The 25,366-nt window shown below is 71.6% G+C and carries 24 protein-coding genes and 2 tRNA genes; 16 read left to right on the forward strand and 10 right to left on the reverse strand.

The window, feature by feature from the left end; translation table 11 throughout:
* Nucleotides 1-92 precede the first annotated feature (92 nt).
* From QFZ64_RS23005 to QFZ64_RS23015, 3 genes are read left to right on the forward strand one after another with little or no spacing between them, the layout of a single operon-like run.
* Nucleotides 93-1,808 carry a TerD family protein gene (locus QFZ64_RS23005; protein ID WP_307068654.1) on the forward strand — a complete coding sequence of 572 codons (1,716 nt, stop codon included), beginning with the start codon at nt 93-95 and terminating at the stop codon, nt 1,806-1,808.
* Between the two features lie 11 nt (nt 1,809-1,819).
* A complete protein-coding gene (locus QFZ64_RS23010) occupies nt 1,820-2,500 on the forward strand; it encodes an AIM24 family protein (RefSeq protein WP_307068656.1) in 681 nt (226 codons plus the stop codon).
* An 18-nt stretch (nt 2,501-2,518) separates the two neighbouring features.
* Complete coding sequence (locus tag QFZ64_RS23015) at nt 2,519-3,274, forward strand: AIM24 family protein (protein ID WP_307068658.1); 756 nt, start codon at nt 2,519-2,521, stop codon at nt 3,272-3,274.
* A 121-nt stretch (nt 3,275-3,395) separates the two neighbouring features.
* Here the strand turns inward: QFZ64_RS23015 and QFZ64_RS23020 are convergent, their stop codons facing one another.
* The gene (locus QFZ64_RS23020) at nt 3,396-3,923 is read right to left on the reverse strand and encodes an NUDIX hydrolase (RefSeq protein ID WP_307068660.1); all 528 of its coding nucleotides are present in this window, start codon (nt 3,921-3,923) and stop codon (nt 3,396-3,398) included.
* Nucleotides 3,920-5,380 (reverse strand): zinc-dependent metalloprotease, encoded by a 1,461-nt coding sequence (locus tag QFZ64_RS23025; RefSeq protein WP_307068661.1) that lies wholly within the window; start codon nt 5,378-5,380, stop codon nt 3,920-3,922. The genes QFZ64_RS23020 and QFZ64_RS23025 overlap by 4 nt, the downstream gene beginning before the upstream one ends.
* Nucleotides 5,381-5,587: 207 nt before the next feature.
* Between QFZ64_RS23025 and QFZ64_RS23030 the strand changes: the two genes are divergently transcribed.
* From QFZ64_RS23030 to QFZ64_RS23045, 4 genes are all read left to right on the forward strand, one after another.
* Nucleotides 5,588-6,697 (forward strand): SDR family oxidoreductase, encoded by a 1,110-nt coding sequence (locus tag QFZ64_RS23030; protein WP_307068663.1) that lies wholly within the window; start codon nt 5,588-5,590, stop codon nt 6,695-6,697.
* A gap of 193 nt (nt 6,698-6,890) precedes the next feature.
* Nucleotides 6,891-7,358: a molybdenum cofactor biosynthesis protein MoaE gene (locus QFZ64_RS23035; RefSeq protein WP_307068665.1), complete on the forward strand. Its 468-nt coding sequence runs from the start codon at nt 6,891-6,893 to the stop codon at nt 7,356-7,358.
* Nucleotides 7,359-7,596: 238 nt separating this feature from the next.
* Nucleotides 7,597-7,761: a hypothetical protein gene (locus QFZ64_RS23040; protein WP_307068667.1), complete on the forward strand. Its 165-nt coding sequence runs from the start codon at nt 7,597-7,599 to the stop codon at nt 7,759-7,761.
* Between the two features lie 115 nt (nt 7,762-7,876).
* The gene (locus QFZ64_RS23045; RefSeq protein WP_307068669.1) at nt 7,877-8,974 is read left to right on the forward strand and encodes a PDZ domain-containing protein; all 1,098 of its coding nucleotides are present in this window, start codon (nt 7,877-7,879) and stop codon (nt 8,972-8,974) included.
* 93 nt (nt 8,975-9,067) lie between these two features.
* Here QFZ64_RS23045 and QFZ64_RS23050 read toward each other — a convergent pair whose 3' ends face one another.
* On the reverse strand, nt 9,068-9,610 hold the full coding sequence (locus tag QFZ64_RS23050; protein WP_307068672.1) for a PPA1309 family protein: 543 nt from the start codon (nt 9,608-9,610) through the stop codon (nt 9,068-9,070).
* Nucleotides 9,611-9,794: 184 nt separating this feature from the next.
* On the opposite strand from QFZ64_RS23050, the gene QFZ64_RS23055 reads away from it, so the two are divergent.
* The 4 genes from QFZ64_RS23055 to QFZ64_RS23070 all read left to right on the forward strand — a co-directional run bounded on the left by QFZ64_RS23055 (nt 9,795) and on the right by QFZ64_RS23070 (nt 15,279).
* Entirely contained in the window at nt 9,795-12,749 is a 2,955-nt protein-coding gene (locus tag QFZ64_RS23055; protein ID WP_307071833.1) for a UPF0182 family protein, read from the forward strand.
* 42 nt (nt 12,750-12,791) lie between these two features.
* Nucleotides 12,792-12,865: transfer RNA gene (locus tag QFZ64_RS23060), tRNA-Met, on the forward strand.
* A gap of 307 nt (nt 12,866-13,172) precedes the next feature.
* A complete protein-coding gene (locus tag QFZ64_RS23065; RefSeq protein WP_307068675.1) occupies nt 13,173-15,140 on the forward strand; it encodes a tetratricopeptide repeat protein in 1,968 nt (655 codons plus the stop codon).
* A gap of 65 nt (nt 15,141-15,205) precedes the next feature.
* Nucleotides 15,206-15,279 (forward strand) — tRNA-Met (locus QFZ64_RS23070).
* Nucleotides 15,280-15,492: 213 nt separating this feature from the next.
* On the opposite strand, the gene QFZ64_RS23075 is transcribed toward QFZ64_RS23070, so the two are convergent.
* The 3 genes from QFZ64_RS23075 to hisN all read right to left on the reverse strand — a co-directional run bounded on the left by QFZ64_RS23075 (nt 15,493) and on the right by hisN (nt 17,468).
* Nucleotides 15,493-15,912, reverse strand: a complete 420-nt coding sequence (locus QFZ64_RS23075; protein WP_307068677.1) for a Fur family transcriptional regulator — start codon at nt 15,910-15,912, stop codon at nt 15,493-15,495.
* A gap of 165 nt (nt 15,913-16,077) precedes the next feature.
* The gene (locus QFZ64_RS23080; RefSeq protein ID WP_307068679.1) at nt 16,078-16,485 is read right to left on the reverse strand and encodes a cyclic nucleotide-binding/CBS domain-containing protein; all 408 of its coding nucleotides are present in this window, start codon (nt 16,483-16,485) and stop codon (nt 16,078-16,080) included.
* 182 nt (nt 16,486-16,667) lie between these two features.
* Nucleotides 16,668-17,468, reverse strand: coding sequence for a histidinol-phosphatase (gene hisN, locus QFZ64_RS23085; protein ID WP_307068681.1), 801 nt, complete (start codon nt 17,466-17,468; stop codon nt 16,668-16,670).
* Nucleotides 17,469-17,705: 237 nt separating this feature from the next.
* Between hisN and QFZ64_RS23090 the strand changes: the two genes are divergently transcribed.
* Complete coding sequence (locus QFZ64_RS23090; protein ID WP_307068683.1) at nt 17,706-18,311, forward strand: TetR/AcrR family transcriptional regulator; 606 nt, start codon at nt 17,706-17,708, stop codon at nt 18,309-18,311.
* A gap of 39 nt (nt 18,312-18,350) precedes the next feature.
* On the opposite strand, the gene QFZ64_RS23095 is transcribed toward QFZ64_RS23090, so the two are convergent.
* The 4 genes from QFZ64_RS23095 to QFZ64_RS23110 form a co-directional block, all read right to left on the reverse strand.
* The gene (locus tag QFZ64_RS23095; protein ID WP_307068685.1) at nt 18,351-18,674 is read right to left on the reverse strand and encodes a multidrug efflux SMR transporter; all 324 of its coding nucleotides are present in this window, start codon (nt 18,672-18,674) and stop codon (nt 18,351-18,353) included.
* Nucleotides 18,675-18,884: 210 nt separating this feature from the next.
* Nucleotides 18,885-19,895: a ribosome small subunit-dependent GTPase A gene (rsgA, locus tag QFZ64_RS23100; protein ID WP_307068687.1), complete on the reverse strand. Its 1,011-nt coding sequence runs from the start codon at nt 19,893-19,895 to the stop codon at nt 18,885-18,887.
* A gap of 16 nt (nt 19,896-19,911) precedes the next feature.
* Nucleotides 19,912-21,258, reverse strand: a complete 1,347-nt coding sequence (aroA, locus tag QFZ64_RS23105; protein WP_307068689.1) for a 3-phosphoshikimate 1-carboxyvinyltransferase — start codon at nt 21,256-21,258, stop codon at nt 19,912-19,914.
* 111 nt (nt 21,259-21,369) lie between these two features.
* Nucleotides 21,370-22,092, reverse strand: coding sequence for a M50 family metallopeptidase (locus tag QFZ64_RS23110; RefSeq protein ID WP_307068690.1), 723 nt, complete (start codon nt 22,090-22,092; stop codon nt 21,370-21,372).
* 93 nt (nt 22,093-22,185) lie between these two features.
* Between QFZ64_RS23110 and QFZ64_RS23115 the strand changes: the two genes are divergently transcribed.
* The 4 genes from QFZ64_RS23115 to rsrA all read left to right on the forward strand — a co-directional run bounded on the left by QFZ64_RS23115 (nt 22,186) and on the right by rsrA (nt 25,218).
* Nucleotides 22,186-23,100 (forward strand): SOS response-associated peptidase, encoded by a 915-nt coding sequence (locus QFZ64_RS23115; protein ID WP_307068692.1) that lies wholly within the window; start codon nt 22,186-22,188, stop codon nt 23,098-23,100.
* A gap of 118 nt (nt 23,101-23,218) precedes the next feature.
* Nucleotides 23,219-23,866: an alpha/beta family hydrolase gene (locus QFZ64_RS23120; protein WP_307068694.1), complete on the forward strand. Its 648-nt coding sequence runs from the start codon at nt 23,219-23,221 to the stop codon at nt 23,864-23,866.
* Nucleotides 23,867-24,193: 327 nt separating this feature from the next.
* Nucleotides 24,194-24,901, forward strand: a complete 708-nt coding sequence (gene sigR, locus QFZ64_RS23125; RefSeq protein ID WP_307068695.1) for an RNA polymerase sigma factor SigR — start codon at nt 24,194-24,196, stop codon at nt 24,899-24,901.
* On the forward strand, nt 24,898-25,218 hold the full coding sequence (rsrA, locus tag QFZ64_RS23130) for a mycothiol system anti-sigma-R factor (RefSeq protein WP_307068697.1): 321 nt from the start codon (nt 24,898-24,900) through the stop codon (nt 25,216-25,218). The genes sigR and rsrA overlap by 4 nt, the downstream gene beginning before the upstream one ends.
* Nucleotides 25,219-25,366: the final 148 nt, after the last annotated feature.

The raw sequence follows: 25,366 nt of genomic DNA on the forward strand, positions 1-25,366 counted from the left end.
TACCGGGTGTGTACCGGCTTCCTCCGATGTCGGACTTTGCCGTTAGCCTGACGCGACGCACTCGCACTCGGGATGGGGGACGGTCGTTACGCATGGCCAGGGAATTCCAACGCGGCCACAAGGCCCGGATCAGTGACCTCACCGCGGGAACCGATCTGTACGTGGGTGTGCAGATCGCCGGCCCCGGACTGACGTTCGACATCAGTTGCTTCGGGCTCGACGCCGACGAGCGGCTCTCGGACGATCGGTACTTCGTCTTCTTCAACCAGCCGAACACGCCCGAGGAGTCCATTCAGCTGCTCGGCGCACAGGCGGGTGACACCGAGTCCTTCCGGGTGACGCTGGACCGGATACCGCCCCACATCCAGAAGCTGTCGTTCACCGCGACGCTCGACGGCGCCGGCCAGATGTCCCAGATCGGCCCCGGCTATCTGCGCATCGTCGCGGGCGGCGAGGAAGTCGCCCGCTACCCGTTCAGCGGCTCCGAGTTCAGCACCGAGCGGGCCGTCATGCTCGGCGACTTCTACCTGAAGGACGTCTGGCGGTTCGCGGCCGTGGGCCAGGGCTTCGACGGCGGTCTCGACGCGCTGCTGAAGAACTTCGGTGGCGAGGTGGCCGAGGAGGAGGCACCGGCACCGCAGCAGTCCCAGCCGCCACAGGCCGGCGCCGCTCCCGGTTTCGCCCCGCCGCCCCAGACCACCGCGCCCCCGGCCTTCGGCGCCCCCGCCGCCCCGGTGCCCCCACAGCCCCCGGCGCCCGTGCCGCAGCCCGCCGCACAGGGCTTCGCACCGCCCCAGGGCCCGGGCACACCACCGTCCGCCCCGGCGCCCGCACCCTCGGTGCACGCCGCGCCGACCATCGTCGCGCCGCTGAACACCCCGCCCACCGGCACCGTGCCGCCCCCCGCTCCCGCCCCGTACGCGCAGCCGCCCGGCCCGCCCGGACCGCCGCCCGGCTACGGACAGCCGCCCCCCGCCCCGTCGGCCCCGATGCCGTCCGGCTACGGCCAGCAGGGCCCGCCCGCGCCCCCCGGCTACGGACAGCAGCCCCCGCAGGCACCGACCGGCTACGGGCAGGTTCCAGGAGCCCCCGGCGCCCCCGGTGCGCCTTCCCCCTACGGCGTGCCCCAGGGCGCCCCGCAGGGCGGAGCGGGTGTCACCGCGGCGCTCCAGGCCTACCGCGAGGCCCCCACCGGCCTCCGCTGGACGCCGCAGAACCAGAAGCTCGTCCGCGTCGACCTCGGCGTCGGCGGCCAGCCCGTGCTGGCCCGCCAGGGCAGCATGGTGCTCTACCAGGGCAAGGTCGACTTCGGCTACAAGGGCGCGGGCTTCGCCGGCCGCATCGTCGGCAACGCCACCGGCCAGGAGATGCAGCTCATGCGCTGCACCGGCCAGGGCCAGGTGTTCCTCGCCGAGGGTGCCGCCCATCTGCACCCCGTCGAACTCCAAGGCGACGCGATCTGCGTCTCCGCGGAGAACGTCCTCGCCTTCGACGAGTCCCTCCAGTACGAGGTCCGCCGCATCGAGGGCCACGGCATCCCCGGCGGCGCGCTGTTCACCATGCAGTTCCAGGGCACCGGCACACTCGTCGTCAAGACGCACGGCACGCCGGTGGTGCTCCCGGTGACACCGACCACGTTCGCCGACTGCAACGCGGTCGTCGCCTGGTCCGCCGCCTCCCAGGTGATCGTCTCCAGCCAGGTGCGGATGCGGCGCAACGCCTACCCCGGAGACACCGGGGAGAGCGTCAACCTGCAGTTCCGCGGCGCGCCCGGCAACTTCATCGTCGTCCAGCCGTACGAGGTCTAGGGGAGCCCGTCATGAACCAGCAGCTCGCGGGCTACGCTCCCGCACCCGCCACCGCCCGTATGGAGAACCACGGCAGCCACATGCTCAAGGTCGCCATGCAGAGCGGAAGCGACCTCCTCGCGCGTGTCGGCTCGATGGTCGCCTACGAGGGCTTCGTCCAGTACGAGCCCAACCCGCCGGCGGTGCGGCAGATCGCCCGTGACTGGGCAACCGGCGAGGGCGCGCCCCTGATGAAGTGCTCCGGGGACGGCCTGCTCTACCTCGCCGACTACGGGGCGGACGTCGTCGTCATCAACCTCAACGGTGACGCGATCTCCGTCAACGCCACCAATCTGCTCGCCTTCGACGCGCACCTTTCCTGGGGCGTCGAACGCGTCAAGGGGCTCGCCAAGTTCGCCGGTCAGGGCCTGTGGAACACGAAGATCTCAGGGCAGGGGTGGGTCGCGCTGACCTCCCGGGGCACCCCGATCGTCGTCGACTGCGGCGGCGGCGAGGACGAGACGTACGTCGACCCCGACGCGCTCGTCGCCTGGTCCCCGAACCTCAAGGTGAAGGGGAAGCGCAGTTTCAAGGCGTCCTCGCTCATCGGGCGGGGCAGCGGCGAGGCCTATCAGATGGCGTTCTCCGGGCAGGGCATCGTCGTGGTGCAGCCCAGCGAGGACAGCACCGACCGCCTCCGGATCCGGGGCTGAGAGGGAGCGACCCACACCATGCAGAGTTCTCTTTTCGCCCACAACGACCAGCAGACCCAGGAGCGCTACAGCCTGCAGAACCCGCAGCTGCTGCGCGTCGTCCTGGAAGGGCACGACGACGTCCTCGCCCGCAAGGGCACCATGGTCGCCTACCAGGGACTGGTCGAGTTCGACGCCGAGTACCAGCACGGCGGGCAGCGGCGCGCGCGTGCGCACACCGGCGAGGGCCTGAACCTGATGCGCTGCCACGGCCAGGGCACCGTCTACCTCGCCAACCTGGCCCAGCACGTGCACCTGGTGGACGTCGAGCAGGACGGCCTCACCGTCGACAGCGCCTACGTCCTCGCCATGGACTCCTCGCTGCACCACGAGGTCGTCGCCGTCGACAGCCAGTACGGCATCTCCGGCTCCGGCAAGTACCAGCTCAACATCACCGGAGGCGGCAAGGTCGCCCTGATGACCTCCGGCGCCCCCCTGATGATGCAGGTCACGCCCGACAAGTACGTCAACTGCGATGCCGACGCGATCGTCGCCTGGTCCACCGGGCTGCGCGTGCAGATGCAGGCCCAGACGCACTCCTCGGGGGTGTGGCGCCGCCGCGGCAACACGGGTGAGGGCTGGGAGCTCAGCTTCATGGGCAGCGGTTACGCGCTCGTCCAGCCCAGCGAACTGCTGCCGCCCCAGAACGCGGCGATCGGCCAGGGCCTCGCCGCCCAGTTCGGCATGGGCCAACAGGGCGCCCGCGGCCAGAACCAGGGCAACGTCTGGAGCTGAGGGGCGTCCGGGCCGGGCATGACCTCCGGCACGCATCGGCCCCCCGGCACGCATCGGTCCTCCAGCACGCATCGGTAAGGGGCGCCCGCTCTGGCGGACGCCCCTTACACCTTGCGGTCTGTCACAGCCTGGCGCGTGTGCCCGCCAGCAGCCGTACGACCGAGTCGTCCGCCACGTCCGCCACCGCGTCGTAGGGGAACCAGCGCAGGTCGAGCGACTCCTCGCTGATCGCTTCGACCGCTCCCGCGGGGGCGAGTGCCGCGTACTGGACGTCGAGGTGCCACGCGCACGGAGTCCGGTGCCGGTCCAGGCGCACCGGCCCGCCCGGCAGCAGGGTGAGCCCCGCGATGCCGGATTCCTCCGTCGCCTCGCGCAGTGCCGACGCCGCCAGGGAGGCGTCCTCGGGCTCGCAGTGGCCGCCCATCTGCAGCCAGATGCGCAGCTTGCGGTGCAGGGTCAGCAGCACACGCCCGCCCGAGGGGTCGATCACCATGGCACTCGCCGTGATGTGCCCGTCCCGGCACGCCTTCCACATGCCGTCCGGATGGGCGGCGAGGTGGTCCAGATACGTTCGGCGCAGCGCGCCCTGCTCCGGGTCCTGGCGCTCGTACTCCTTGAGGACCAGGACCGCGTCGTCGTGAAGGCTCACTCGGCGCCGTCGCCCTTGCCGTCGTCCCCGTCCGCGGCGTCGTCCCTGCCGCCCTCGTCCTTGCCGCCCTCGCCCTTGCTCAGGTCGGGCTTGTGCGCCGCCTCACCGAGCATCTTGTCGAGCTCGGAGAAGTCCATCTGCTCGCGGTGCACGAAGCCGTCCGGGTCGTCCAGGTCGGAGGCGGTCGGCAGCATGTCCGGGTGCGCCCACAGCGCGTCCCGGCCGTCCACCCCGCGCGCGTCGGTCAGCGACGCCCACAGCCGGGAGGCGTCCCGCAGCCGGCGCGGGCGCAGCTCCAGACCGATCAGCGTGGCGAACGTCTGCTCGGCCGGGCCGCCCGAGGCGCGGCGCCGGCGCAGCGTCTCGCGCAGCGCGTCCGCCGAGGACAGGCGCGGCTTGGCCGCCGCGTGCACCACCGCGTCCACCCAGCCCTCGACGAGCGCCAGCGCCGTCTCCAGGCGGGCCAGGGCGGCCTTCTGCTCCGGGGTGTCCTCCGGCTGGAACATGCCCTGCTGAAGGGCCTGCTGCAGCTCCTCGGGGTTCTGCGGGTCGAACTGGCCGACCACGTCCTCCAGCTTCGCGGTGTCGACCTTGATCCCGCGTGCGTATCCCTCGACGGCGCCGAACAGGTGCGAGCGCAGCCACGGCACATGGGCGAACAGCCGCTGGTGGGCGGCCTCGCGCAGCGCCAGGTACAGCCGTACCTCCTCCATGGGCACGCCCAGGTCCTTGCCGAACGCCTCGATGTTCAGCGGCAGCAGCGCGGCCCTGCCGGCCGGGCCGAGCGGCAGACCGATGTCGGTCGAGCCGACGACCTCGCCCGCGAGGACGCCCACGGCCTGTCCGATCTGGGTGCCGAACATGGCGCCGCCCATGGAGCGCATCATGCCGATGAGGGGGCCGGCCATGGCCTGCATCTCCTCCGGCAGGACATCGCCCATGGCCGCGCCGACGCGCTCGGCGACCGGGTCCACCAGGTCCTTCCACACCGGCAGGGTCGCCTCGACCCACTCCGCGCGGCTCCAGGCCACGGCGGTGCCCGCACCGGACGGCAGGGACGTCGCGTCGTCGAGCCACAGGTCGGCCAGCCGGACGGCCTCCTGGACCGCCGCGCGCTCGGCGGGGCCCACGCTCGCGTCCTTGGTGCCGTTCGGTGTGCCCTGGGCGACCGTCTGGCGGGCGATCTGCTGGGCCATGTCCCAGTTCACCGGCCCGCCCTCGTAGGAGAGCATCTGGCCGAGCTGCTGGAAGGCGGCTCCCAGATCGCTGGGGTTCAGGGAACCGAACATTGCTGCGAACGGGTTGTCGGCGCCGGCGCCGCCGGCTCCGGGCGACCCGAAACCGAACGGATGGGCCGGTCCCTGACCACCACCGCTCTGCTGGTCCTTCTTCTTGCCCTCGTCGCCGTCGTCCGGCTCCTCCGGCGGAAGGCCGAATCCGAATGGGGTGTCACTCACGGGATTCCTCGGCTGGTTGGGCCACCGGCTCTCACTCCGGCGGCTGGCTGCCCGACAACACCACCCAGCGTAGACACCTGGACCGGTTCGGGCCTCAGTGCGTCGCCGACTCCTGGGCTGCGGCAGGATGGATGCCACCCGGTGCGCACGCGTCCACCGCGTGCGTACCGTCGCGCTCGTACTGAAGACAACCGCTGGAGACGCCCGGTGAGTTCCCCAGATCCGCAGGTTCGCGCAGCGCGAAACCACACAACCGGCCCCGCGGGCCGCGGCCCCGTCGTCGCGGTCACCGGTGCCGCGACCGGCGTCGGTGCCCTGCTCACCGAGCGGCTCGCCGCCTCGGACGAGATCGGACGGGTGATCGCGCTCGACGAGCGGCGGGGGGAGTGCGCCGCCGCCGAGTGGCACGTCCTCGACATCCGCGACCCGGCCGTCGCGGAGAAACTGCGCGGCGCGGACGTCGTCGTCCACCTGGCGCTCGACCTGGACCTCGAGACCGACGCGGCCGCCCGTACGGCCTACAACGTCCGGGGGACGCAGACCGTGCTGACCGCCGCCGCGGCGGCCGGGGTGCACCGGGCGGTGCTGTGCACCTCCGCGATGGTCTACGGGGCGCTGCCGGACAACGAACTGCCGCTGTCCGAGGACGCGGAGCTGCGGGCCACCGCCGAGGCGACCGGGGTGGGCGACCTGCTGGAGATCGAACGTCTCGCCCGGCGGGCCCCGCGCGCCCACCCCGGCCTCAATGTGACCGTCGTCCGGCCCGCCGTGCTGGTCGGCGGCACGGACACCGCGCTGACCCGGTACTTCGAGTCGCCCCGGCTGCTCGTCGTCGCCGGGTCGCGGCCCGCCTGGCAGTTCTGCCACGTCGAGGACCTGTGCGGGGCGCTGGAGTACGCCGTCCTGGAGAAGGCCGACGGGGAACTCGCTGTCGGGTGCGACGGCTGGCTGGAGCAGGAGGAGGTCGAGGAGCTCAGCGGGATCCGGCGGATGGAGCTGCCGTCGGCCGTGGCACTGGGCGCGGCGGCGCGGCTGCACCGCATCGGGCTCACCCCGTCGCCCGCGGGTGACCTCGCGTACACGATGTACCCCTGGGTGGTGAGCGGGAGCCGGCTGCACGACGCGGGCTGGCGGCCGCGCTGGACCAACGAGGAGGTCCTCGCGGCGCTCCTTGAGGAGGTCTCCGGGCGGCACACGGTGGCCGGACGCCGGCTGGGCCGCAAGGACGCGACGGCGGCGGGCGCGGCGGGAGCCACGGTGGCGCTGCTGGGCGCGGCGGCGGTGGTCCGGCGGGCCCGCAAGGCGCGACGGCGCTAGAGCTTGTTTCTCGACTCCGGTCTTTCGCCCGGAGGGCGGGCCGGGCGGCGTCAGGTGCGTGCTCTGGGTCCCCCTGCTCGAGCGAAGCCGAGAGCTTGGGGGAGCGTGTATGGCGGCGTCCGGCAGACGGGATCGAGAGACAGGCCCTGGACGCGGTTCTTCGGTTGTCAGTGCTGTGCGGCACGATGGGGGCATGGCTGGTATCCAGGAGCACCCCGGTGAGCGCGCGGCCGGGGATCCCATCAAGTTGCTCGGCATCCGTGACACACCGCTCTCCGTCGACGAGGTGTTCCGGGCCGTGGGGGACGACGCGGCCGGCGGGACCGCGCTGTTCGTGGGCACCGTGCGTGACCACGACGGAGGGGCCGATGTGGACGCCCTGTCGTACTCGTGCCACCCGTCCGCAGAGGCCGAGCTGCGGCGCGTCGCCGAGAAGGTCGTCGCCGACTACCCGGTGCGCGCGCTGGCCGCGGTCCACCGTGTGGGAGACCTGAACATCGGTGACCTCGCCGTCGTCGTCGCCGTGGCCTGTCCGCACCGGGGCGAGGCCTTCGAGGCGTGCCGCCGGCTGATCGACGACCTGAAGCACGAGGTCCCCATATGGAAGCACCAGCGGTTCTCGGACGGAACGGAGGAGTGGGTGGGCGCCGACGCCTGCTGAGGCGCCCGCTGGTTCCGCCCGTTCCGGCGCGTGTGCCCGTACCTCCCGCTACACCGGCCACCGTCCCCCCGCACACACACCACCGAGCCTCGCGCGACACGCGTAAGGGCCCGTTCGCGCGACACGCGCCGCCGTCCCTCCCGGCCGCGTGACCCGCCCCCTGGCGTGCGCGTTAGCATGCGGATGATTAATCTGTTGATCAGTCAGTCGCGGACGCTCTAGGGGTTGGGAGGTCGGCATGGCGGCGCTCGCCTGGTTGCTGATTCCGTTGGTCGCCGCGATCGGTGCCGGACTGTGGGGCGGTTGGGCCGGCCGGAACCGCAAGACCATCGGTGACGGTTCCGAACTCGCCGGATACGCCCGCTTCCGCGAGGCCATGGAGAAGCCCCGCACCGAAGTCTGAGGCTCCTTCGGGAAAAGGCCGGGCCCGACAGTGCCTTCCGGGGCACCGCCGGGCCCGGGCCACGGACGGACAGCCCCGACGGTGCGCCTACAGGTCTGTCCCGTACTGTCGTTCCATGCCACGCCGCACCGCGACGATGCTCGCCTCCACCTTGATGCTGATCGCGCTCCTGTGTGCGGGAGTGTTCATCAAAGTGCCGTACTCGGAGATGTCCCCGGGGCCCACGGTGAACACGCTCGGCGACCACGACGGCGAGCCGGTGCTGCAGATCTCCGGGCGCAAGACCTACGGGACGAGCGGTCATCTGAACATGACGACCGTCCGGGTCACCAGTGCCGACTACAGGATGAACCTCGTGGAGGCCGTCTACGGGTGGCTCGCGCACGACGACAAGGTCGTGCCGCACAACACGCTCTACCCGGACGGCAAGACGGAGGAGCAGTCCACCCAGGAGAACGCGGAGGAGTTCAGCCAGTCCCAGGAGAGTGCGAAGGTGGCCGCCCTCAAGGAACTCGGAATCCCCGTCGACTCCTGGGTGATCGTCTCCACCGTCCTCAAGGACTCCCCGGCCGAGGGCAGGCTGCACGCCGGTGACGTGATCAAGGCCGTCGACGGCACCGCGGTGAAGGCTCCCGACGATGTCGCCGACCTGGTCACCAAGCACAAGCCGGGCGAGAAGGTCACCTTCACCGTCGTCCCGGCCAAGGTGCACGCCGCCGCCGAGAAGGAACACCGCAAGGTGACGACGACGCAGAAAGTGACGATCACCACCGCCACCTCCGACGACACGGGCACCGCGCGCGCCATCGTCGGGATCTCCGCCGGAACCGATCACACGTTCCCGTTCTCCATCGACATCAAGCTCGCCGACGTCGGCGGACCGAGCGCCGGACTGATGTTCGCCCTCGGCATCTACGACAAGCTCACCCCCGGCAGCCTGACCGGCGGCACCTTCGTGGCGGGCACCGGGACCATCGACGACGCGGGCAAGGTGGGCCCCATCGGCGGCGTGGAGATGAAGACCGTCGGGGCGCGCGACAAGGGCGCCCGCTACTTCCTGACGCCGAAGGACAACTGCGCCGCCGCCGCGAAGGACACCCCCGACGGGCTCACGCTCGTCAGGGTGAACACCATCGGCGACGCCCTCGGCGCCCTCAAGGACATCCAGGGCGGCCACACCGACGCCCTGCCGAAGTGCACCTCGAAGGGGTAGTCGCCACCGGAGAGCGACGGCCGCCACCGGAGGATGCCGGCCGGCCCCGGAGGACGAACGGCCGGCACGGACGTGCCGGCCGTGGGCGTGGGGTCAGTCCTCGAACGTCGCCGCCAGCGCCTCCGCCAGCCCCGGCACCAGGTCCGCCCCGGTGAGCACCTCCGAGGGCGCGTCCTTCTCACGCAGCCGCAGCGCCGACTCACGGGTTCCGTCCCGCAGCACGGCGACGGTCATGCGCACCTCCTGCCGGGCCGGATGCTCGGCGACCCACTGATTCAGCCGGGCCCCGTCCAGGTCGTCGGGGACCGCGGTCTCCGCGGACGGCGGAAGCATCAGACGCTCCACCGTGAGCGCGCAGCCGACCACCGAGTCGGGCCAGGCGATGGTGCCGAGGAACTCGTCCAGCGGCCGGTCGGCGGCGATCTCCTCCTGTTCGATGGGGGTGAGACCGGTGGTCTCCGGTGCGTCGTCCAGGCCGAGCTGGGCCGCGAGGGAGGGTTCCTGGGCCCGCAGCCGGGCGGTGTCGACGAGGGCGAAAAGGCGAGCGGGCTGGTCCCAGCCGAGGCCCGAGACGTACTCGTCGATCTCGAGTACGGCCCGGGTGAGCGGGTTCGCTGCCATGGGAGTGTTGGACATGGTCACAATCCTCTCTCGTTAATCCCCGGATCCGGGAACCGGTTAAAGCATGAGTAAGTTGCATAGGTGAGGCCCCGCGATCTCGGGAGACGGCGGGGCCGGCCGACGAGGGCCCGCGTGCACTGCACGACAGCTGCGGGGGCCGACCAACAGCGACTTCGAGGTGCACACCTTGGCTTTCCAGATGCCGGACCGCGGCGGAGGCCCGACGGGGCCACGGATCAGAGTGGGCCGCCCGTCCCGGCGTGTCCGGACCCTGCTGATGACGCTCGGCGTCCTGGCCGTCCTCGGCATGGCGTTCACCATGTTCGCCGGCTTCTGGACGGACTGGCTGTGGTACCGGTCGGTGAACTACTCCTCCGTGTTCACCACCACCCTGTGGACCAAGATCGGCCTGTTCCTCGTCTTCGGCCTGCTGATGGCGATCGCGGTCGGGGTCAACATCTGGCTCGCCCACCGGCTCCGCCCGCCGCTGAGCGCGATGTCCGCGGAACAGCAGAGCCTGGACCGCTACCGCATGAGCATCGCCCCGTACAAGAAATGGCTGCTGCTCGGCATCGCCGCCCTGGTCGGGCTGATCGCCGGCGCCTCCGCGGCCGGCCAGTGGCGGACCTGGCTGCTGTGGGTGAACGGCGTGCCGTTCCACCAGAAGGACCCCCAGTTCCATCTGGACGTCTCCTTCTACGCCTTCGACCTGCCCTGGTACCGCTTCCTGCTCGGCTTCGGCTTCGCCGCCGCCGTGCTCTCCCTGATCGCCGCCGCGCTCACCCACTACCTGTACGGCGGACTGCGGGTCACCAGCCCCGGCGCGCACGCCACGGCCGCCGCGACCGGACACCTGTCGGTCCTGCTCGGCGTCTTCGTGGCCCTCAAGGCGGTCGCCTACTGGCTCGACCGGTACGGACTGGCGGTGAAGTCCAGCGACTTCAAGGCCACCGGCAACTGGACGGGTCTGCGTTACGTCGACGCCAACGCCTATCTGCCGGCCAAGACGATCCTGTTCTGCATCGCCGTCATCTGCGCGTTGCTGTTCTTCGCCACCCTGTGGCGGCGCACCTGGCAGCTCCCCGTCATCGGCTTCGGTCTGATGGTGCTCTCCGCCATCCTCATCGGCGGTCTGTACCCGGCGATCGTGCAGAAGTTCCAGGTCCAGCCGAACGAGCAGGCCAAGGAAGCGCCCTACGTCGCCAAGAACATCAAGGCGACCCGCGAGGCGTACGGCATCGACGACGCCGAGGTCTCCGAGTACGCGGGCAAGGGCAAGAAGACCGACGCCGCCCAGCTCCGCAAGGACGCGGACGCCGCGGCGAGCCTCAGGGTGCTCGACCCCAACATCGTCTCGCCGACGTTCCAGCAGAAGGAGCAGGTGAAGAACTACTACGCCTTCCCGACCAACCTGGACGTCGACCGCTACACCGACAAGGGCGGCAAGGAACAGGACACGGTCATCGGTCTGCGGGAGCTGAACCTCGACGGTGTCCCGAAGAACAACTGGATCAACGACCACTTCCGCTACACCCACGGCTACGGCGTGGTCGCCGCCAAGGGCACCACGGCCAACACCAACGGCCAGCCGGTGTACACCGAGTCCGGCCTGCCGCCCACCGGTGACCTGCCGACGTACCAGCCGCGGGTCTACTACGGGGAGAAGACCACCACGTACTCGATCGTCGGCGGTCCCCAGAAGGAGATCGACTACTCCGACGACGAGGGCGAGAAGACCTACACCTACACGGGCGACAGTGGCGTCAGCCTTTCCAGTCCGATCAACCGGGCCGCGTACGCGGTGGCGTTCAACGAACCGCAGATGCTGTACTCCGGGGCCATCGGCGACGGCTCGCGCATCATGTACAACCGCACGCCCAAGGAGCGCGTCGAGGCGGTCGCCCCCTGGCTGACGATCGACGGCGACGCCTACCCGGCGGTGGTCGACGGCAAGATCCAGTGGATCGTCGACGCCTACACGACCACCAACGGCTATCCGTACGCCTCGCGCACCACTCTGGGCGACACGACGGCGGACTCGCTCACCGCGGCCAACAACCAGCGGGCGGTGGTCGCCCAGCAGAACCGGGTCAACTACATCCGCAACTCGGTCAAGGCGACGGTCGACGCGTACAGCGGCGAGGTCAAGCTCTACCAGTGGGACACGAAGGATCCCGTCCTGAAGACCTGGATGAAGGCCTTCCCGCACACGGTCCAGCCGAAGACGAAGATCTCCTCGGACCTGATGGCCCATCTGCGGTACCCGCAGGACCTGTTCAAGGTGCAACGAGAACTGCTCACCCGCTACCACGTGAAGGACGCGCAGACGTTCCTCAGCGGCAGCGAGGTGTGGCAGGTGCCGGACGACCCGACCAACAAGGCGGGCGACGCGGTGCCGCCGTACTACCTGAGCATGAAAATGCCCGACCAGCAGTCGCAGGCGTTTTCGTTGACGACGACGTTCACGCCCAACGGCCGGGACAACCTCAGCGCCTTCATGGCGGTCGACTCCGAGGCCGGGACGAAGGACTACGGCCGCATCAGAATCCTGCAACTGACCAGTTCGACGGCCGACGGTCCCAAACAGGTGCAGAGCCAGTTCAACTCGAACTCCCAGGAGAACATCACCGAGTTCATCAGACAGGTGAGGAACGGTGACTCTGAGATCGAGTACGGCAACCTCCTCACGGTCCCGCTGGACGAAGGACTGCTCTACGTGGAGCCGGTCTACGTACGCGGTGGCGGACTGAAGCTGCCACTGCTGCGCAAGGTGCTGATGACCTACGGCGGCAGGACGGCGTTCGAGAACACGCTGGACGAGGCGCTGAACAAGCTCTTCCCCACAGGGAGTTCGACGACGCCGCCACCGGAGTCCGACCAGGACACCACCACTCCGCCGCCGACGAGCAATCCGACGGTGAAGGAAGCGCTCGGCGACGCCCAGACAGCCTTCGCCGCCGGGCAGGAAGCCCTCAAGAAGGGTGACTGGGAGGCGTACGGCAAGGCGCAGAAGGACCTCCAGGACGCGCTGAAGCGGGCGGAGGACGCGCAGGCCGCGGCCGGCAAGAGCAACTCCGGCGACAGCAAGAGCAGCGACGGCAAGAGCAGCGACGGCAAGAAGGGCGACAAGAGCGCCGGCTCGGCCGACGGCTGATCCGATGCCCCTCCGCGCCGTGGTACGGTGAATACACAACGGCGCGGGGTGGAGCAGCTCGGTAGCTCGCTGGGCTCATAACCCAGAGGTCGCAGGTTCAAATCCTGTCCCCGCTACTGAAACCGAAGGCCCGGATCCTCAAGGATCCGGGCCTTCGTGTGTGTGCGTGTATGTGGAGCACGGTCTCCGACGCATCGGCCGCAGGCGCTCTTCCTGACCCTCGGAATGCCACCTTCCGGTGAGTGTGCTTTCCCTCCTCTGACACCTGCGAACGCATGTACCGGCCTGTGTCCGGCCGTGCCGCGTCGGGCAGTTGGTCACCCCGTGTTTGACTTGTCTCTCTGTGGGCATGTCGACAAAACGCTGTAGTGACCTCACTGGCTGCGGTATACCAGGTGTACCCAGGTTGCAGGTGGTGCGACGATGGACGTTATGGGGGACAAGGCAACTCTGTTCGAGACGGGGCGGTTTGGGCGGCCTTCCGAGGCTTTCGGGGCTTCTGTGGTTTCTGGTGTTTCTGACGTTCCAGATGTTTGTGACGTTTCCGGACAGGACGAAACCACGGAGGTCGCCGAGGAGTTGGCCGAGGAGGCACGCCGGCGCGCGGCCGCGGAGGCCGGCGACGTCGAGGCGATGAGTGTCCTCGGCAGCATGCTGCTGCGCCGCGGTGATCTCGACGGAGCCGAGCCCCATCTGCGTGCCGCCACCGCCGCGGGTGACCGGGCCGCGGCCAACAACCTCGGAGTCCTGCTGCACCAGCGGGGCTACCCCGACGAGGCCGCCGGATGGTGGCGCGTCGCCGCCGTCGCCGGTTCGACCGCGGCCGCGCACGCGCTCGGCCGGCACCACCGCGAGCGCGGTGACGAGCCGGCGGCCGAGTACTGGCTGCGCCAGGCCGCCGAACAGGGGCACGTACTCGGCGCCTACGCGCTCGCCGACCTGCTGGAACACCGCGGCGACGCGGGCAGCGAGCACTGGATGCGGGTCGCCGCCGAACGGGGGCACCGGGAGGCCGCCTACCGGCTGGCCCGGACCCTGGACCGCGACGCGGACGGCGTGGACGGCACGGGCACCGAGCCGAACGCCGGGGGCAGAGGGGGAGCGAGAGGCGCACCACCGGGTACCCGCGGCACCGACGTGCGCCGGGCGCGGGGCAAGGGTGCCGGCGGCGCCGGAACCGCCCCCCTGGACGAGGCCGAACAGTGGTACCGGCAGGCCGCCGCGCGCGGACACCGGCGGGCCGCGCTGCACCTCGGCGCGATCCTGGAGAAGCGCGGTGAGCTCAAGGAGGCGGGCCGCTGGTACCTGACGTCCGCGAAGGACGGCGAGACGCGTGCCGCCTGCGCGCTCGGCTTCCTGCTGCGCGACGCCGGGGACACCGAGAGCGCCGCCGTGTGGTGGCTGCGGGCCGCCCAGGAAGGGGACGGCAACGCGGCCAACGCGCTGGGCGCGCTGCACGCCGAGCGCGGGGAGACGCAGACCGCCGAGCGCTGGTACCGGGCCGCCATGGACGCCGGTGACGTCAACGGCGCGTACAACCTCGGGCTGCTCTGTGCCGAGCAGGGGCGGACCGGGCCGGCCGAGCAGTGGTACCGGCGGGCCGCGTACGCCGGGCACCGGGAGGCGGCGAACGCGCTCGCCGTGCTGCTGCTCCAGGGCGGCGACGCGGCCGGGGCCGAGCCGTGGTTCTCCAAGGCGGCGGAGGCGGGAAGCGTGGACGCCGCGTTCAACCTGGGCATTCTGTACGCGGGGCGCGGCCGGCAGCGGACCGCGCTCGCCTGTTACGAGCGGGCCGCCGCAGCCGGGCACACCGAGGCGGCGCTTCAGGTCGGGATCGCGCGGCTGCGGGACGGGGAGGAGCAGGAGGCCGAGCGGCATCTGCGCTGCGCCGCGGGGGGCGGCAGCGCGGAGGCGGCGTACCGGCTCGCCACGGTGCTCGACGCGCGGCGTCCGCCCGCGCCCGCGCACGAGCTGGGGGAGCCGGCGCGGGAGAAGACCGAGTGCGAGGAGTGGTACGAGCGGGCCGCGTCCCAGGGCCACCGGCGGGCGCAGGTCCGGGTCGGGATGCTGGCGGCCGGGCGGGGCGAGGTCGTGGAGGCGGCGCGCTGGTACCGGCTCGCGGCGGAGGCGGGCTCACGCAACGGGGCGTTCAACCTGGGCCTGCTGCTGGCCCGGGAGGGGAGCGAGCCGGAGGCGGCCCTGTGGTGGGCGCGGGCGGCCGACGCGGGGCACGGGCGGGCGGCGCTGCGGCTCGCGCTGGTGTACGCCCGGCGCGGGGAGCTGGCGGAGGGGCAGCGGTGGGCGGACCGGGCGGTGGACCTGGGACCGGGAGAGGTCGCCGAGCGGGCGGCGCGGTTGCGGGATGCGCTGCGGGAGGAGCTGTCGGCGTGACATCGACGGCGTGAGTAAGCGATTTGCTTCTGCTTCTCGTCTTGACGTAGTGTTGCGGATGTCGACGCGGGGTGGAGCAGCTCGGTAGCTCGCTGGGCTCATAACCCAGAGGTCGCAGGTTCAAATCCTGTCCCCGCTACTGAAACCGGAGGCCGGAACCCGCAAGGGTTCCGGCCTCCGGCATGTGTCGTACGGGCTGTGCGGAGGTATCCGTACGGGGACGCGCGAGAGAAAGCCCCGGCAGTCCGCTGCCGGGGCTTTTCGTTTGCGACCTACGGCGACCTGCTGTGCGCCACTACGACCTACTGCGACCTGACCTGGTCACTGCGCCCTGCGAGGCCGGCCCGGCCGATCAGGCCTTCGCCGCGCAGTTCGGGCACAGGCCCCGGTACGTGACCTCGACGTCCGACACCGTGAAGCCGAACCGCTCCGAGTCCGGGAGGTCGGCCAGCGGGTTGCCGGACGGGTGGACGTCGCGGATCGAGCCGCAGCTCGCGCACACCAGGTGATGGTGAGGGCGGTGCGCGTTCGGGTCGTACCGCTTGGCGCGCTTGTCCGTGGCGACCTCGAGCACCTCGCCGAGCGAGACCAGCTCGCCGAGCGTGTTGTAGACCGTGGCCCGGGAGATCTCCGGAAGCTTCGCCGTGGCACGCGCGTGCACCTCGTCGGCCGTCAGGTGGACGTGCTCGCCGTCGAGGACCTCGGCCACCACACGCCGCTGCGCGGTCATGCGCCATCCGCGTCCACGCAGACGTTCCAGTAGGTCACTCATGGTTCCCAGACTAACAGCAAGGAGTCCCGATCCTGAACGGGTGTGATTCTGGACCTCGACTTGACTTGGATGAAGTCCAATTTAGGGTCGAGTGCGGACCTGGCCCCGGGAAAGTCTGGTGCACGGTGCCCGTGCGGGGTTCGCCCGCACAGGCACCGACGCGTGTCAGAGCACCGGGACCGGCACCGACCGCGAGGCGGGGGCCGGGGCCCAGCAGCGCAGGATGTCGCGGACCGAGACGATGCCCGCGGGCTCGTCGCGGTCCATGACGATCAGGTGCCGGAAGCCGCCGTGGGTCATGGCGCGGGCCGCCTCCTGCAAGGTCCAGGAAGGTGCGGCGAAGACGACGTCGGTGGTGGTGTGGGCGTGGGCCGGTTCGGCGTCGGGGCTGAGGCCCCGGCCGACGGCGTTGAGGATGTCCCTTTCGGTGAGGATGCCGAGGCCGCCGGCATCGGGGTCGAGGACGACGGCCGCGCCGATGCGCCGGGCGGACATCAGTGCGGCTGCCTGCCGCAGGGTGTGTGCGGGGCCGATGGTGAGGACGACCGTACTCATGGCGTCGCGGACGAGCATGGCGTGAGCCACCTCCTACGAGATCCGGGTCGGTCCACCCCTGCGCCGGGGGACGGCGGCGTGCGCCCGTGAAGTGATTCACAAGTTCACAAATGGGGGGATTCTCAGAGTCGCAGGCACAAGGCGGGTCAACAAGGGGGCGCGTGCGGCGTTTTCGGGGGAGCTCGCCGTACCGCCGCGCTTCAGTATCGCTCGTTCAGGTGATCAAGCAGCTCGTCGTGGAGCAGGCCGTTCGACGCGGCGGCGTTGCCGCTGTGCGGGCCCGGACGGCCGTCGAGCCCGGTGAAGGTGCCGCCCGCCTCCGTCACGACGATCGCGGTCGCCGCCATGTCCCACAGCGACAACTCGGGCTCCGCGCACAGGTCGACCGAGCCCTCGGCGACCATCATGTACGGCCAGAAGTCGCCGTACGCGCGCGTGCGCCACACTTTGCGGGTCAGGTCCAGGAATCCGTTCAGCCGGCCGCGCTCCTCCCAGCCGCCGAGCGAGGAGTACGCGAAGGAGGCGTCGGACAGCCGGGAGACCCCGGAGACCCGCAGCCGTGACGCCTGCGACAGGCTGCGGCCGGTGAACGCGCCGTGCCCCTTCGCCGCCCACCAACGGCGGCCGAGCGCGGGGGCGGAGACCAGGCCGACGACCGGCTGGAAGGTGCCCTCGTCCGCCTCCGTCAGGGCGATGAGCGTTGCCCAGACCGGTACCCCGCGCACGTAGTTCTTGGTGCCGTCGATCGGGTCGACGACCCAGCGGCGGGGACCGGTGCCCTCGACGCCGTACTCCTCGCCCAGGACGGCGTCCCGCGGCCGGGCCCGCTGGAGCTGACCGCGGATCAGCTCCTCGGCCGACTTGTCGGCCTCGCTCACCGGCGTCATGTCCGGTTTGGTCTCGACCTTGAGGTCGAGCGCCTTGAACCGGGCCATCGTCGCGGCGTCGGCGGCATCCGCGAGGACGTGGGCGAGACGCAGGTCATCGAGATAGTCGGCCATGGCTGCACGGTATCTTCCCGCATCGCGCCGGGGCCAGCGAAGCCGTCGGCCCCGGCGAGGCCGGCGGGGGCGCCGGAGGGCCGAAGCGGGCCCGGGCCCGGGGTGCGCCCCGGACCGGATCCGGCGCTCGGCCGCTGCGACCCCGTCCCGGTTGCTCGCTTGCGTCCCGGGGCCTTGACAGTCCGTGTGGGGGCGTCAACTGTGGGCGACAGGAGTGGCCGTATCCGGGAGGCGACGATGCCTGCAGCGCGGGAGTCCCTGCTCGACGCAGCCTTCGCGGCGTTGACGAGCCGGCCGTGGACCGCCGTGCGCATGGTCGACGTGGCCGCCGCCGCGGGGGTCTCCCGGCAGACGCTGTACAACGAGTTCGGCAGCAAGGAGGGGCTCTCCCGCGCCCTGGTGCGGCGCGAGGCCGACGGCTACCTCACCGGCGTCGAACGCGTCCTCGCCTCGCCCGCCGACGGCCGCGAACGGCTCGCCGCGATCGCCGAGTGGACCCTGGCCGCCACCCGCGGCAACCCCCTCGTGCGCGCCATGCTGACCGGCTGCTGGAGCGAGCGGCTTCCCGCGCCGACGTTGTCGGCGGTGCCGTCGTCCTCCGCGGTGCCCGCGCAGCGGCGGGCCGACGGGCCGCTGCCCTCGCCCTCCGACTTCGTGACACTGGTCCGGGACCGTGCCGTGGCCGCGCTGTCCGGGATCGGCACCACGAAACCGGAGCTCGTGGACCTCGCCAGGTCCGCCGAACTCGTGGTGCGGCTGTCTCTGTCCTGCGTCGTCGCCCCTCCGGGGGACGGTTCGGTCACCGACCTCGTACGCACCGCGCTGCCGCGCCAGTCGAGATGAGGACACGGCCGGGCTCGGCACATCCCGGGGGCGGGGCCGTCACTGCGCCGAGCCGGAGAGCTGCAGGCCGATCACGCCGAGGATGACGAAGGCGATGGACACCAGTTTGAGCGTGGACACCAGGTCGTCCAGGAACACCATGCCGTAGATCGCCGTGCCCGCCGCGCCGATGCCCGTCCACACCGCGTACGCCGGGCCCACGTCCAGCCGTCGCAGGGACAGGGTCAGCAGGCCGAAGCTGCCGAGGGCGAAACAGCAGAAGGCGATGGTGGGCCAGAGCCGGGTGAAACCGTGGGACAGCTTGAGGCACACGGCGAAGCCGGTCTCCAGGATCCCGGCCACGATGACCAGCAGCCACGCCATGAACTGTCCCTCCGTAACGTCGCGAACGACGCGCGCGCCACGCCGCCGACAACTGCGCCCGCCTCGCGCCACACGCCCTGTGACTGCTTCGTCCGCTCCACCCGGTCGCATCCGGCCGGTGCGATTATGCATTTACCTGCCTCGGACCGGCGCAAACGCGAAGGTGGTCACGCGCCCGCGCACGCCGGGGGAGAAACGGTTGTGCGGGGATCAGTCGCCCTCCGTGCGTTCCCGGGCCGCGAGCAGCCGGCGCAGGGAGTACAGCCGTGCCGGATCGGCGTGGCCCTCGGCCACCCACTCGTCGAGCGCGCAGTCCGGCTCGTCGTGGCTGCACGCGCGCGGGCAGCCCTCCGTGCCCCGCTCCAGGTCGGGGAAGGCGTGGATCACGCGCGAGGGATCGACGTGCGCGAGCCCGAACGACCGTACGCCGGGGGTGTCGACCACCCAGCCCCGGCCGCCCTCCAGCGGGAGTGCCAGCGCGGAGGTGGTGGTGTGCCGGCCCCGGCCCGTCACCGCGTTGACGTGCCCCGTGATGCGCCGCCGGGCCTCCGGCACCAGCGCGTTGACCAGCGTGGTCTTGCCCACCCCGGAGTGCCCCACGAACGCCGTCACCTTGCCGTCCAGCTCCGCCCGCACGCGCTCTGCGGCGTCACCGTTCTCCAGTTCCTCGCGGCTGGTGACGACGTAGGGGATGTCCAGGTCGCCGTAGAGCTCCAGCAGTGCGTCCGACGATGCCAGGTCGGACTTGGTGAGGACGAGCAACGGGGTGAGGCCGCCGTCGAACGCGGCGACCAGGCAGCGGTCGATCAGGCGGGGGCGCGGCTCGGGGTCGGCGAGGGCGGTGACGATGGCGAGCTGGTCGGCGTTGGCGACGACCACGCGCTCGTAGGGGTCGTCGTCGTCCGCCGTGCGGCGCAGCACGGAGGTGCGCTCCGCGATGCGGACGATGCGGGCGAGGGTGTCCTTGGCGCCGGACAGGTCCCCGACCAGGGCCACCCGGTCGCCGACGACCGCGGCCTTGCGGCCCAGTTCCCTGGCTTTCATCGCCATCACGGTCCGGTCCTCGACCAGGCAGGTCAGCCGGCCGCGGTCGACGGTGAGGACCAGGCCCTCGGCCGCGTCCTCGTGCTTGGGCCGGATGTGCGTGCGCGGCCGGTTGCCCTTGCGATTGGGCCGGCTGCGGATGTCGTCCTCGTCGGTGTGCTTGCCGTAACGGCGCATGATCCCGGTCCGCCCGTCAGTTCCCGAGCATTCCGGTCCACAGTTCGGGGAAGTCCGGCAGTGTCTTGGCCGTGGTCGCCACATTCTCGATCTGCACGCCGTCCACCGTGAGTCCGATGATCGCACCGGCCGTGGCCATGCGGTGGTCGTCGTAGGTGTGGAAGATGCCGCCGTGCAGCTTGCGCGGGCGGATGTGCAGCCCGTCGGCGGTCTCGGTGACGTCCCCGCCCAGCTCGTTGATCTCCTTGGTGAGCGCCGCCAGCCGGTCCGTCTCGTGCAGCCGCAGGTGGGCGACGTTGCGCAGGGTCGACGGGGAGTCGGCGAGGGCGGCGACCGCCGCGATGCCGGGGGTCAGCTCGCCGACCTCGCCGAGGTCCACCTCGATGCCGTGCACGGCACCCGAACCGGTGAACTCCAGACCCCTCTCGGTCAGTTCGCAGGAACCGCCCATCTCGGTGAAGATCTCCCGCAGCCGGTCGCCGGGCTGGGTGGTGTGCTCGGGCCAGTCGGGGACGACGACCGTGCCGCCGGTGACCAGGGCGGCGGCGAGGAAGGGCTGCGCGTTGGACAGGTCCGGCTCGACGGTCAGGTCCCGGCCGAGCAGTGCGCCGGGCGTGACCCGCCAGACGCCCGGCTCGCCGCCCGACTCCGGGGTGTCCACCTGGGCGCCGACCGCGCGCAGCATGTCCACCGTCATCCGGATGTGCGGCAGGGACGGCAGCGAGGAGCCGGTGTGGCGGACCTCGACGCCCTGGTTGAAGCGCGGTGCGGAGAGCAGCAGCGCCGAGACGAACTGGGACGAGGCGGAGGCGTCGATCTCGACCGGGCCGCCGTCCAGACCACCGCCGCCGTGCACGGTGAGCGGGAGCGCGCCCCGGCCCTCGTCGTCGATGCGGGCGCCCAGGGCGCGCAGGGCGTCGATCACGCCGTGCAGCGGACGTTCGTACGAACGGGGGTCGCCGTCGAAGCGGACGGGGCCGTCGGCCAGGGTGGCGACGGGTGGCAGGAAACGCATGACCGTACCGGCGTTGCCGACGTCCACCGCGGCGGGGCCGTGGAGGGTGGAGGGAATGACGCGCCAGGCCTCGCCGGGGCCGGTGGGGGTGCCCGCGCCCGCGGGGGAGCTGCTCGACGACACCGTCTCCTCGATCCCGACGCCCATGGCGCGCAGGGCACCGGCCATGAGAAGGGTGTCCCGGGAGCGGAGGGGGCGGCGCAGCCAGCCCGGCTCGGAGGCGAGGGCGGCGAGGACGAGCGCGCGGTTGGTGACCGACTTGGACCCCGGTACGTGGACCGTCGCGTCGACGGCTCCGCGCGCGAGGGGAGCGGGCCAGAGGGCGGTGTGGGCGGGGGTTGCGGTCATGGCCCGCATTCTAGTGGCTGGGGGTGGGGGCGGATCTTGATCGCGGAGGGGCGATTCGCCCGCCGGTCGACCGCGGGAGCTCCGCGCTCACAGGCCGCGGGAGCTCCGCGCTCACAGGTGGAGGAGCCAGCGCGTGCCGCCGATCAGGGAGCACAGGGAGACCGAGTGGAAGAGGAACAGCCACAGCCCCGGGGGCACGTTCGTCAGCCGGGAGAGCTGGTCGGCGTCGGAGTCGCCGGCGTTGCCGTGCCTGCGCTTGGCCTGGAGCTCGAAGGCCGGGCGTACGCCGCCCAGCAGCAGGAACCACACCACCGCGTACGCGAAAGCCGCCTGCACCTGCGCGCCGGTCAGCCAGGACACCGCCAGGAACAGACCGCCGGTGACGACCACCGTCAGTACGCCGTACGCGTTGCGGATCATCACGAGCATCACCAGCAGCAGCGCCGTCGCCAGCCACAGCAGTGCCGTGATGTGCCCGGCCGCGAGCAGTGCCGCACCGCCGAGCCCCAGCAGCGGAGGAGCGGTGTAGCCCGCGGCGGCGGTGAGGATCATGCCGAGCCCGTGCGGCTTGCCCCGGCTCACGGTGAGACCGCTGGTGTCCGAGTGCAGGCGTATGCCCGTCAGCGTGCGTCCGGTGAGCAGCGCCACCAGGCCGTGGCCGCCCTCGTGGGCGATGGTGACGGCGTTGCGGGACACGCGCCAGATCCCGTGCGGGACGACGGCCGCGAGCGCGGCGGCCAGCGTGACCAGCACCACCCAGAGGTCCGGGTCGGGCTGGGAGCCGAACAGCCGGTCCCAGAGCTCCGGCAGTGAGGGGATGGCGAGGGGGTTCATGATCGGTGCTGACTCCGGGAGGTCGGGCCGTGCGGGGACGGCGCCCACCGTCGTCGTTGAGGGGCGGCGGGTCGGCCTGGCAGTGTGGCACGTATGTGCGGACGGTATGCGGCGAGTCGTGGACCCGAGGATCTCGCGGGGATCTTCGGGATAGAGGAGGTGGGGGTGCCCTCCGCCCAGGAGCCCCACGAGTCTCAGGAGCACCGAGGCTCCCGGGAGTTCCGGGATGCCGAGGGCTCCCAGGGCTCCCAGGAGTCCCAGCAACCCACCGGGCCCCTCGTGCCCGACTACAACGTGGCCCCCACCAAAGAGGTCCTCGTCGTCCTCGACCGCCCCTTGAAGGACGCCGCCTCGCCGCGTCCGGTTCGCCAGCTCCGCCGGCTGCGGTGGGGGCTCGTACCGGCCTGGTCGAGATCGCCCGAGGGCGCCGCCCGGATGATCAACGCGCGGGCCGAGACCGTGCACGAGAAGCCCGCCTACCGCCAGGCCTTCGCCACCCGTCGCTGCATCCTCCCCGCCGACGGCTACTACGAGTGGGACACCGGCCGGGAGGAACGGGAGCTGGAGGTCGAGGGCAGGCGGAAGCGGGCGCGCAAGCAGCCGTACTTCGTGACGCCTGCCGACGGATCGGTGTTCGCGATGGCCGGCCTGTACGAGTTCTGGCGCGATCCGACGCTGCCCGACGGCCACCCCCGCTCCTGGTGGGTGACGTGTTCCGTGATCACCACGGAGGCCGAGACGGCCCCGCTCGCCGTCCCGCCGCAGGAGGGGCCGACGTCGCTCGCGGACATCCACCCCCGGATGCCGCTGATGCTGACGCCGGACCGGTGGGACGCCTGGCTCGACCCCCGGCGCACCGACACCACGGAGCTGCGGGAGCTGCTGGCGCCGCCGCCGGAGGGGCTCATGCGGGCGTACCCGGTGGGCACCGCCGTGAGCAACGTCCGCAACAACGGCCCCGAACTGCTGGAGGAATTGTCCGGCCCGGAGGAGGGCACGCTCTTCTGACCCCTGAGCCGTCCCTCCGTCGATCCTGGGCCGCCCCTCCGTCGATCCCTGGGCCGTCCCGCCGTCGCTCACTCCGGCAATCCCTCCGTCCCCGTGCCCGAGGCGGCACCATGGCCGGATGACGACCCCCACGACGCGGACCACGGACACCGTCGAGACCCCGGTCGGCGACGCCCGCATCACCTGGCACCCCGCCCCCGCCCCCCGCCTCGTCCTCGCCGCCGGCCACGGTGCCGGCGGCGGCATCGAGGCGCGGGAGCTGCGGGCGCTCGCCGCGGAACTGCCCCGGCACGGCGTGAGCGTGGCCCTGGTCGAACAGCCCTGGCGCGTCGCCGGCAAGAAGGTGGCACCGGCGCCGAAGACCCTGGACGCCGCCTGGCGCGCCCTGTGGCCCGCGCTCACCCGCCCCGGCCTGCCGGTGATCGCGGCGGGCCGCAGCGCCGGTGCCCGCGTCGCCTGCCGTACCGCCGGGGAGCTGGGCGCCCACGCCGTCCTCGCCCTGAGCTTCCCGCTGCACCCCCCGGGCCGCCCCGAGCGGACCCGCGCCCCCGAACTGCTCGGCACCGGCGTCCCCACCCTCGTCGTCCAGGGCGGCAGGGACGCCTTCGGCAGGCCCGAGGAGTTCCCCGAGGGCCCGTACGAGATCGTCGAGGTGCCGCACGCCGACCACGGTTTCGCCGTGCCCAAGCGCGCGGAACCCGGCCAGGAGGAGGCCCTCGCGCGCCTCGTGGGAACCGTCGTGCGGTGGGCCGCGTCACTCGGGTGACGCCCGGGAATGCGGGGCGCGGGGCCCGCGTTGTGCGAATCGGACGGCGCCTGCGGTGCCCGGCCGGCAGGTGGGAAACGTCACCCGCCGCCGGTACCGGCAGGGGCCACCACGCGGCACGGCGCGTCCCGTGCCACCGTCCGAGGAGAGGAAGTCCGCCGCATGGGTTCGACCATCTGCCCGAGCCGCCGCAGCAGCGCCGACCTGGATTGGACGGTTCTGCACGCGACGAAGACCGCCCCTGTTCGGGCGGCGGGCGGGCCGGATCGTCGTCTATCCTCCGATTCGAGTGGGACCGGTCTCGGTTCCGCACAATCACTCGAGGAGGTGGGTCCGGTCGCCGGTACCGACGCAGGGACCGAAAACGGCCAGGCGGAGCAGCCCGAGGGCCGAGGAACGAGCGGGGGACCGGCCGGGACGCCGGTCGCCGAGTCGACCACGGAGCGCAGCGCGCGCTTCGAACGCGACGCGCTCGAGTTCCTCGACCAGATGTACTCGGCCGCGCTGCGCATGACGCGCAACCCGGCCGACGCCGAGGACCTGGTGCAGGAGACCTACGCGAAGGCGTACGCGTCCTTCCACCAGTTCCGCGAGGGCACCAACCTCAAGGCCTGGCTGTACCGGATCCTCACCAACACGTTCATCAACTCGTACCGCAAGAAGCAGCGTGAACCCCAGCGCAGTGCGGCCGAGGAGATCGAGGACTGGCAGCTCGCCCGGGCCGAGTCGCACATGTCGACGGGTCTGCGTTCCGCGGAGTCGCAGGCGCTCGACCACCTGCCCGACTCGGACGTGAAGTCGGCGCTCCAGGCGATCCCCGAGGAGTTCCGCATCGCCGTCTATCTCGCCGATGTAGAGGGCTTTGCCTACAAGGAGATCGCGGACATCATGGGGACACCCATCGGTACGGTGATGTCCCGGCTGCACCGGGGCCGCCGTCAACTGCGCGGCATGCTCGAGGACTACGCCCGTGAGCGCGGACTGGTCCCGGCCGGTGCCGGAGAGTCGAACGAAGCGAAAGGCTCGGGCTCATGAGCTGCGGAGAGCCGCACGAGACGGATTGCAGCGAAATCCTGGACCATCTCTACGAGTTCCTCGACCGAGAGATGCCCGATTCCGACTGCACCAAGTTCGAGCACCACTTCGAGGAGTGCTCGCCGTGCCTGGAGAAGTACGGTCTGGAACAGGCCGTGAAGAAGCTGGTGAAGCGGTGCTGCGGGCATGACGACGTGCCGACCGATCTGAGGTCCAAGGTCATGGGGCGGATCGACCTGATCCGTTCCGGCCAGGCAGTACCGGAGCACGACGTGGCGACGGGCTCGCCGGCGGCCTCGGGGCCCCAGGAGGCCTGAGCCTGGGCCCCGGGCCTGCTCGCGGAGCGCGCGGTTCCGGGCCCCGGCCCCTGTCCGGGCAGGGTCCCGGGATCCGGCCGCTGCCCGCCGGGCCCGTGGTGGGGCGCCCCGTGGCTCGTGGCAGCACAGGGTTCCTCCCCGCCGCACC

Source organism: Streptomyces sp. B3I8 (assembly GCF_030816915.1).
Taxonomy (GTDB): domain Bacteria; phylum Actinomycetota; class Actinomycetes; order Streptomycetales; family Streptomycetaceae; genus Streptomyces.

Excerpts from the sequence above, each read along its gene's own strand:
- QFZ64_RS23005 (WP_307068654.1), top strand. The coding sequence starts at position 93 with ATGGCCAGGGAATTCCAACGCGGCCACAAGGCCCGGATCAGTGACCTC.
- QFZ64_RS23010 (WP_307068656.1), top strand. The coding sequence starts at position 1,820 with ATGAACCAGCAGCTCGCGGGCTACGCTCCCGCACCCGCCACCGCCCGT.
- QFZ64_RS23015 (WP_307068658.1), top strand. The coding sequence starts at position 2,519 with ATGCAGAGTTCTCTTTTCGCCCACAACGACCAGCAGACCCAGGAGCGC.
- QFZ64_RS23035 (WP_307068665.1), top strand. The coding sequence starts at position 6,891 with ATGGCTGGTATCCAGGAGCACCCCGGTGAGCGCGCGGCCGGGGATCCC.
- QFZ64_RS23040 (WP_307068667.1), top strand. The coding sequence starts at position 7,597 with ATGGCGGCGCTCGCCTGGTTGCTGATTCCGTTGGTCGCCGCGATCGGT.
- QFZ64_RS23045 (WP_307068669.1), top strand. The coding sequence starts at position 7,877 with ATGCCACGCCGCACCGCGACGATGCTCGCCTCCACCTTGATGCTGATC.
- QFZ64_RS23050 (WP_307068672.1), bottom strand. The coding sequence starts at position 9,610 with ATGTCCAACACTCCCATGGCAGCGAACCCGCTCACCCGGGCCGTACTC.
- QFZ64_RS23055 (WP_307071833.1), top strand. The coding sequence starts at position 9,795 with ATGCCGGACCGCGGCGGAGGCCCGACGGGGCCACGGATCAGAGTGGGC.
- QFZ64_RS23065 (WP_307068675.1), top strand. The coding sequence starts at position 13,173 with ATGGACGTTATGGGGGACAAGGCAACTCTGTTCGAGACGGGGCGGTTT.
- QFZ64_RS23075 (WP_307068677.1), bottom strand. The coding sequence starts at position 15,912 with ATGAGTGACCTACTGGAACGTCTGCGTGGACGCGGATGGCGCATGACC.
- QFZ64_RS23080 (WP_307068679.1), bottom strand. The coding sequence starts at position 16,485 with ATGCTCGTCCGCGACGCCATGAGTACGGTCGTCCTCACCATCGGCCCC.
- hisN (WP_307068681.1), bottom strand. The coding sequence starts at position 17,468 with ATGGCCGACTATCTCGATGACCTGCGTCTCGCCCACGTCCTCGCGGAT.
- QFZ64_RS23090 (WP_307068683.1), top strand. The coding sequence starts at position 17,706 with ATGCCTGCAGCGCGGGAGTCCCTGCTCGACGCAGCCTTCGCGGCGTTG.
- QFZ64_RS23095 (WP_307068685.1), bottom strand. The coding sequence starts at position 18,674 with ATGGCGTGGCTGCTGGTCATCGTGGCCGGGATCCTGGAGACCGGCTTC.
- rsgA (WP_307068687.1), bottom strand. The coding sequence starts at position 19,895 with ATGCGCCGTTACGGCAAGCACACCGACGAGGACGACATCCGCAGCCGG.
- aroA (WP_307068689.1), bottom strand. The coding sequence starts at position 21,258 with ATGACCGCAACCCCCGCCCACACCGCCCTCTGGCCCGCTCCCCTCGCG.
- QFZ64_RS23110 (WP_307068690.1), bottom strand. The coding sequence starts at position 22,092 with ATGAACCCCCTCGCCATCCCCTCACTGCCGGAGCTCTGGGACCGGCTG.
- QFZ64_RS23115 (WP_307068692.1), top strand. The coding sequence starts at position 22,186 with ATGTGCGGACGGTATGCGGCGAGTCGTGGACCCGAGGATCTCGCGGGG.
- QFZ64_RS23120 (WP_307068694.1), top strand. The coding sequence starts at position 23,219 with ATGACGACCCCCACGACGCGGACCACGGACACCGTCGAGACCCCGGTC.
- rsrA (WP_307068697.1), top strand. The coding sequence starts at position 24,898 with ATGAGCTGCGGAGAGCCGCACGAGACGGATTGCAGCGAAATCCTGGAC.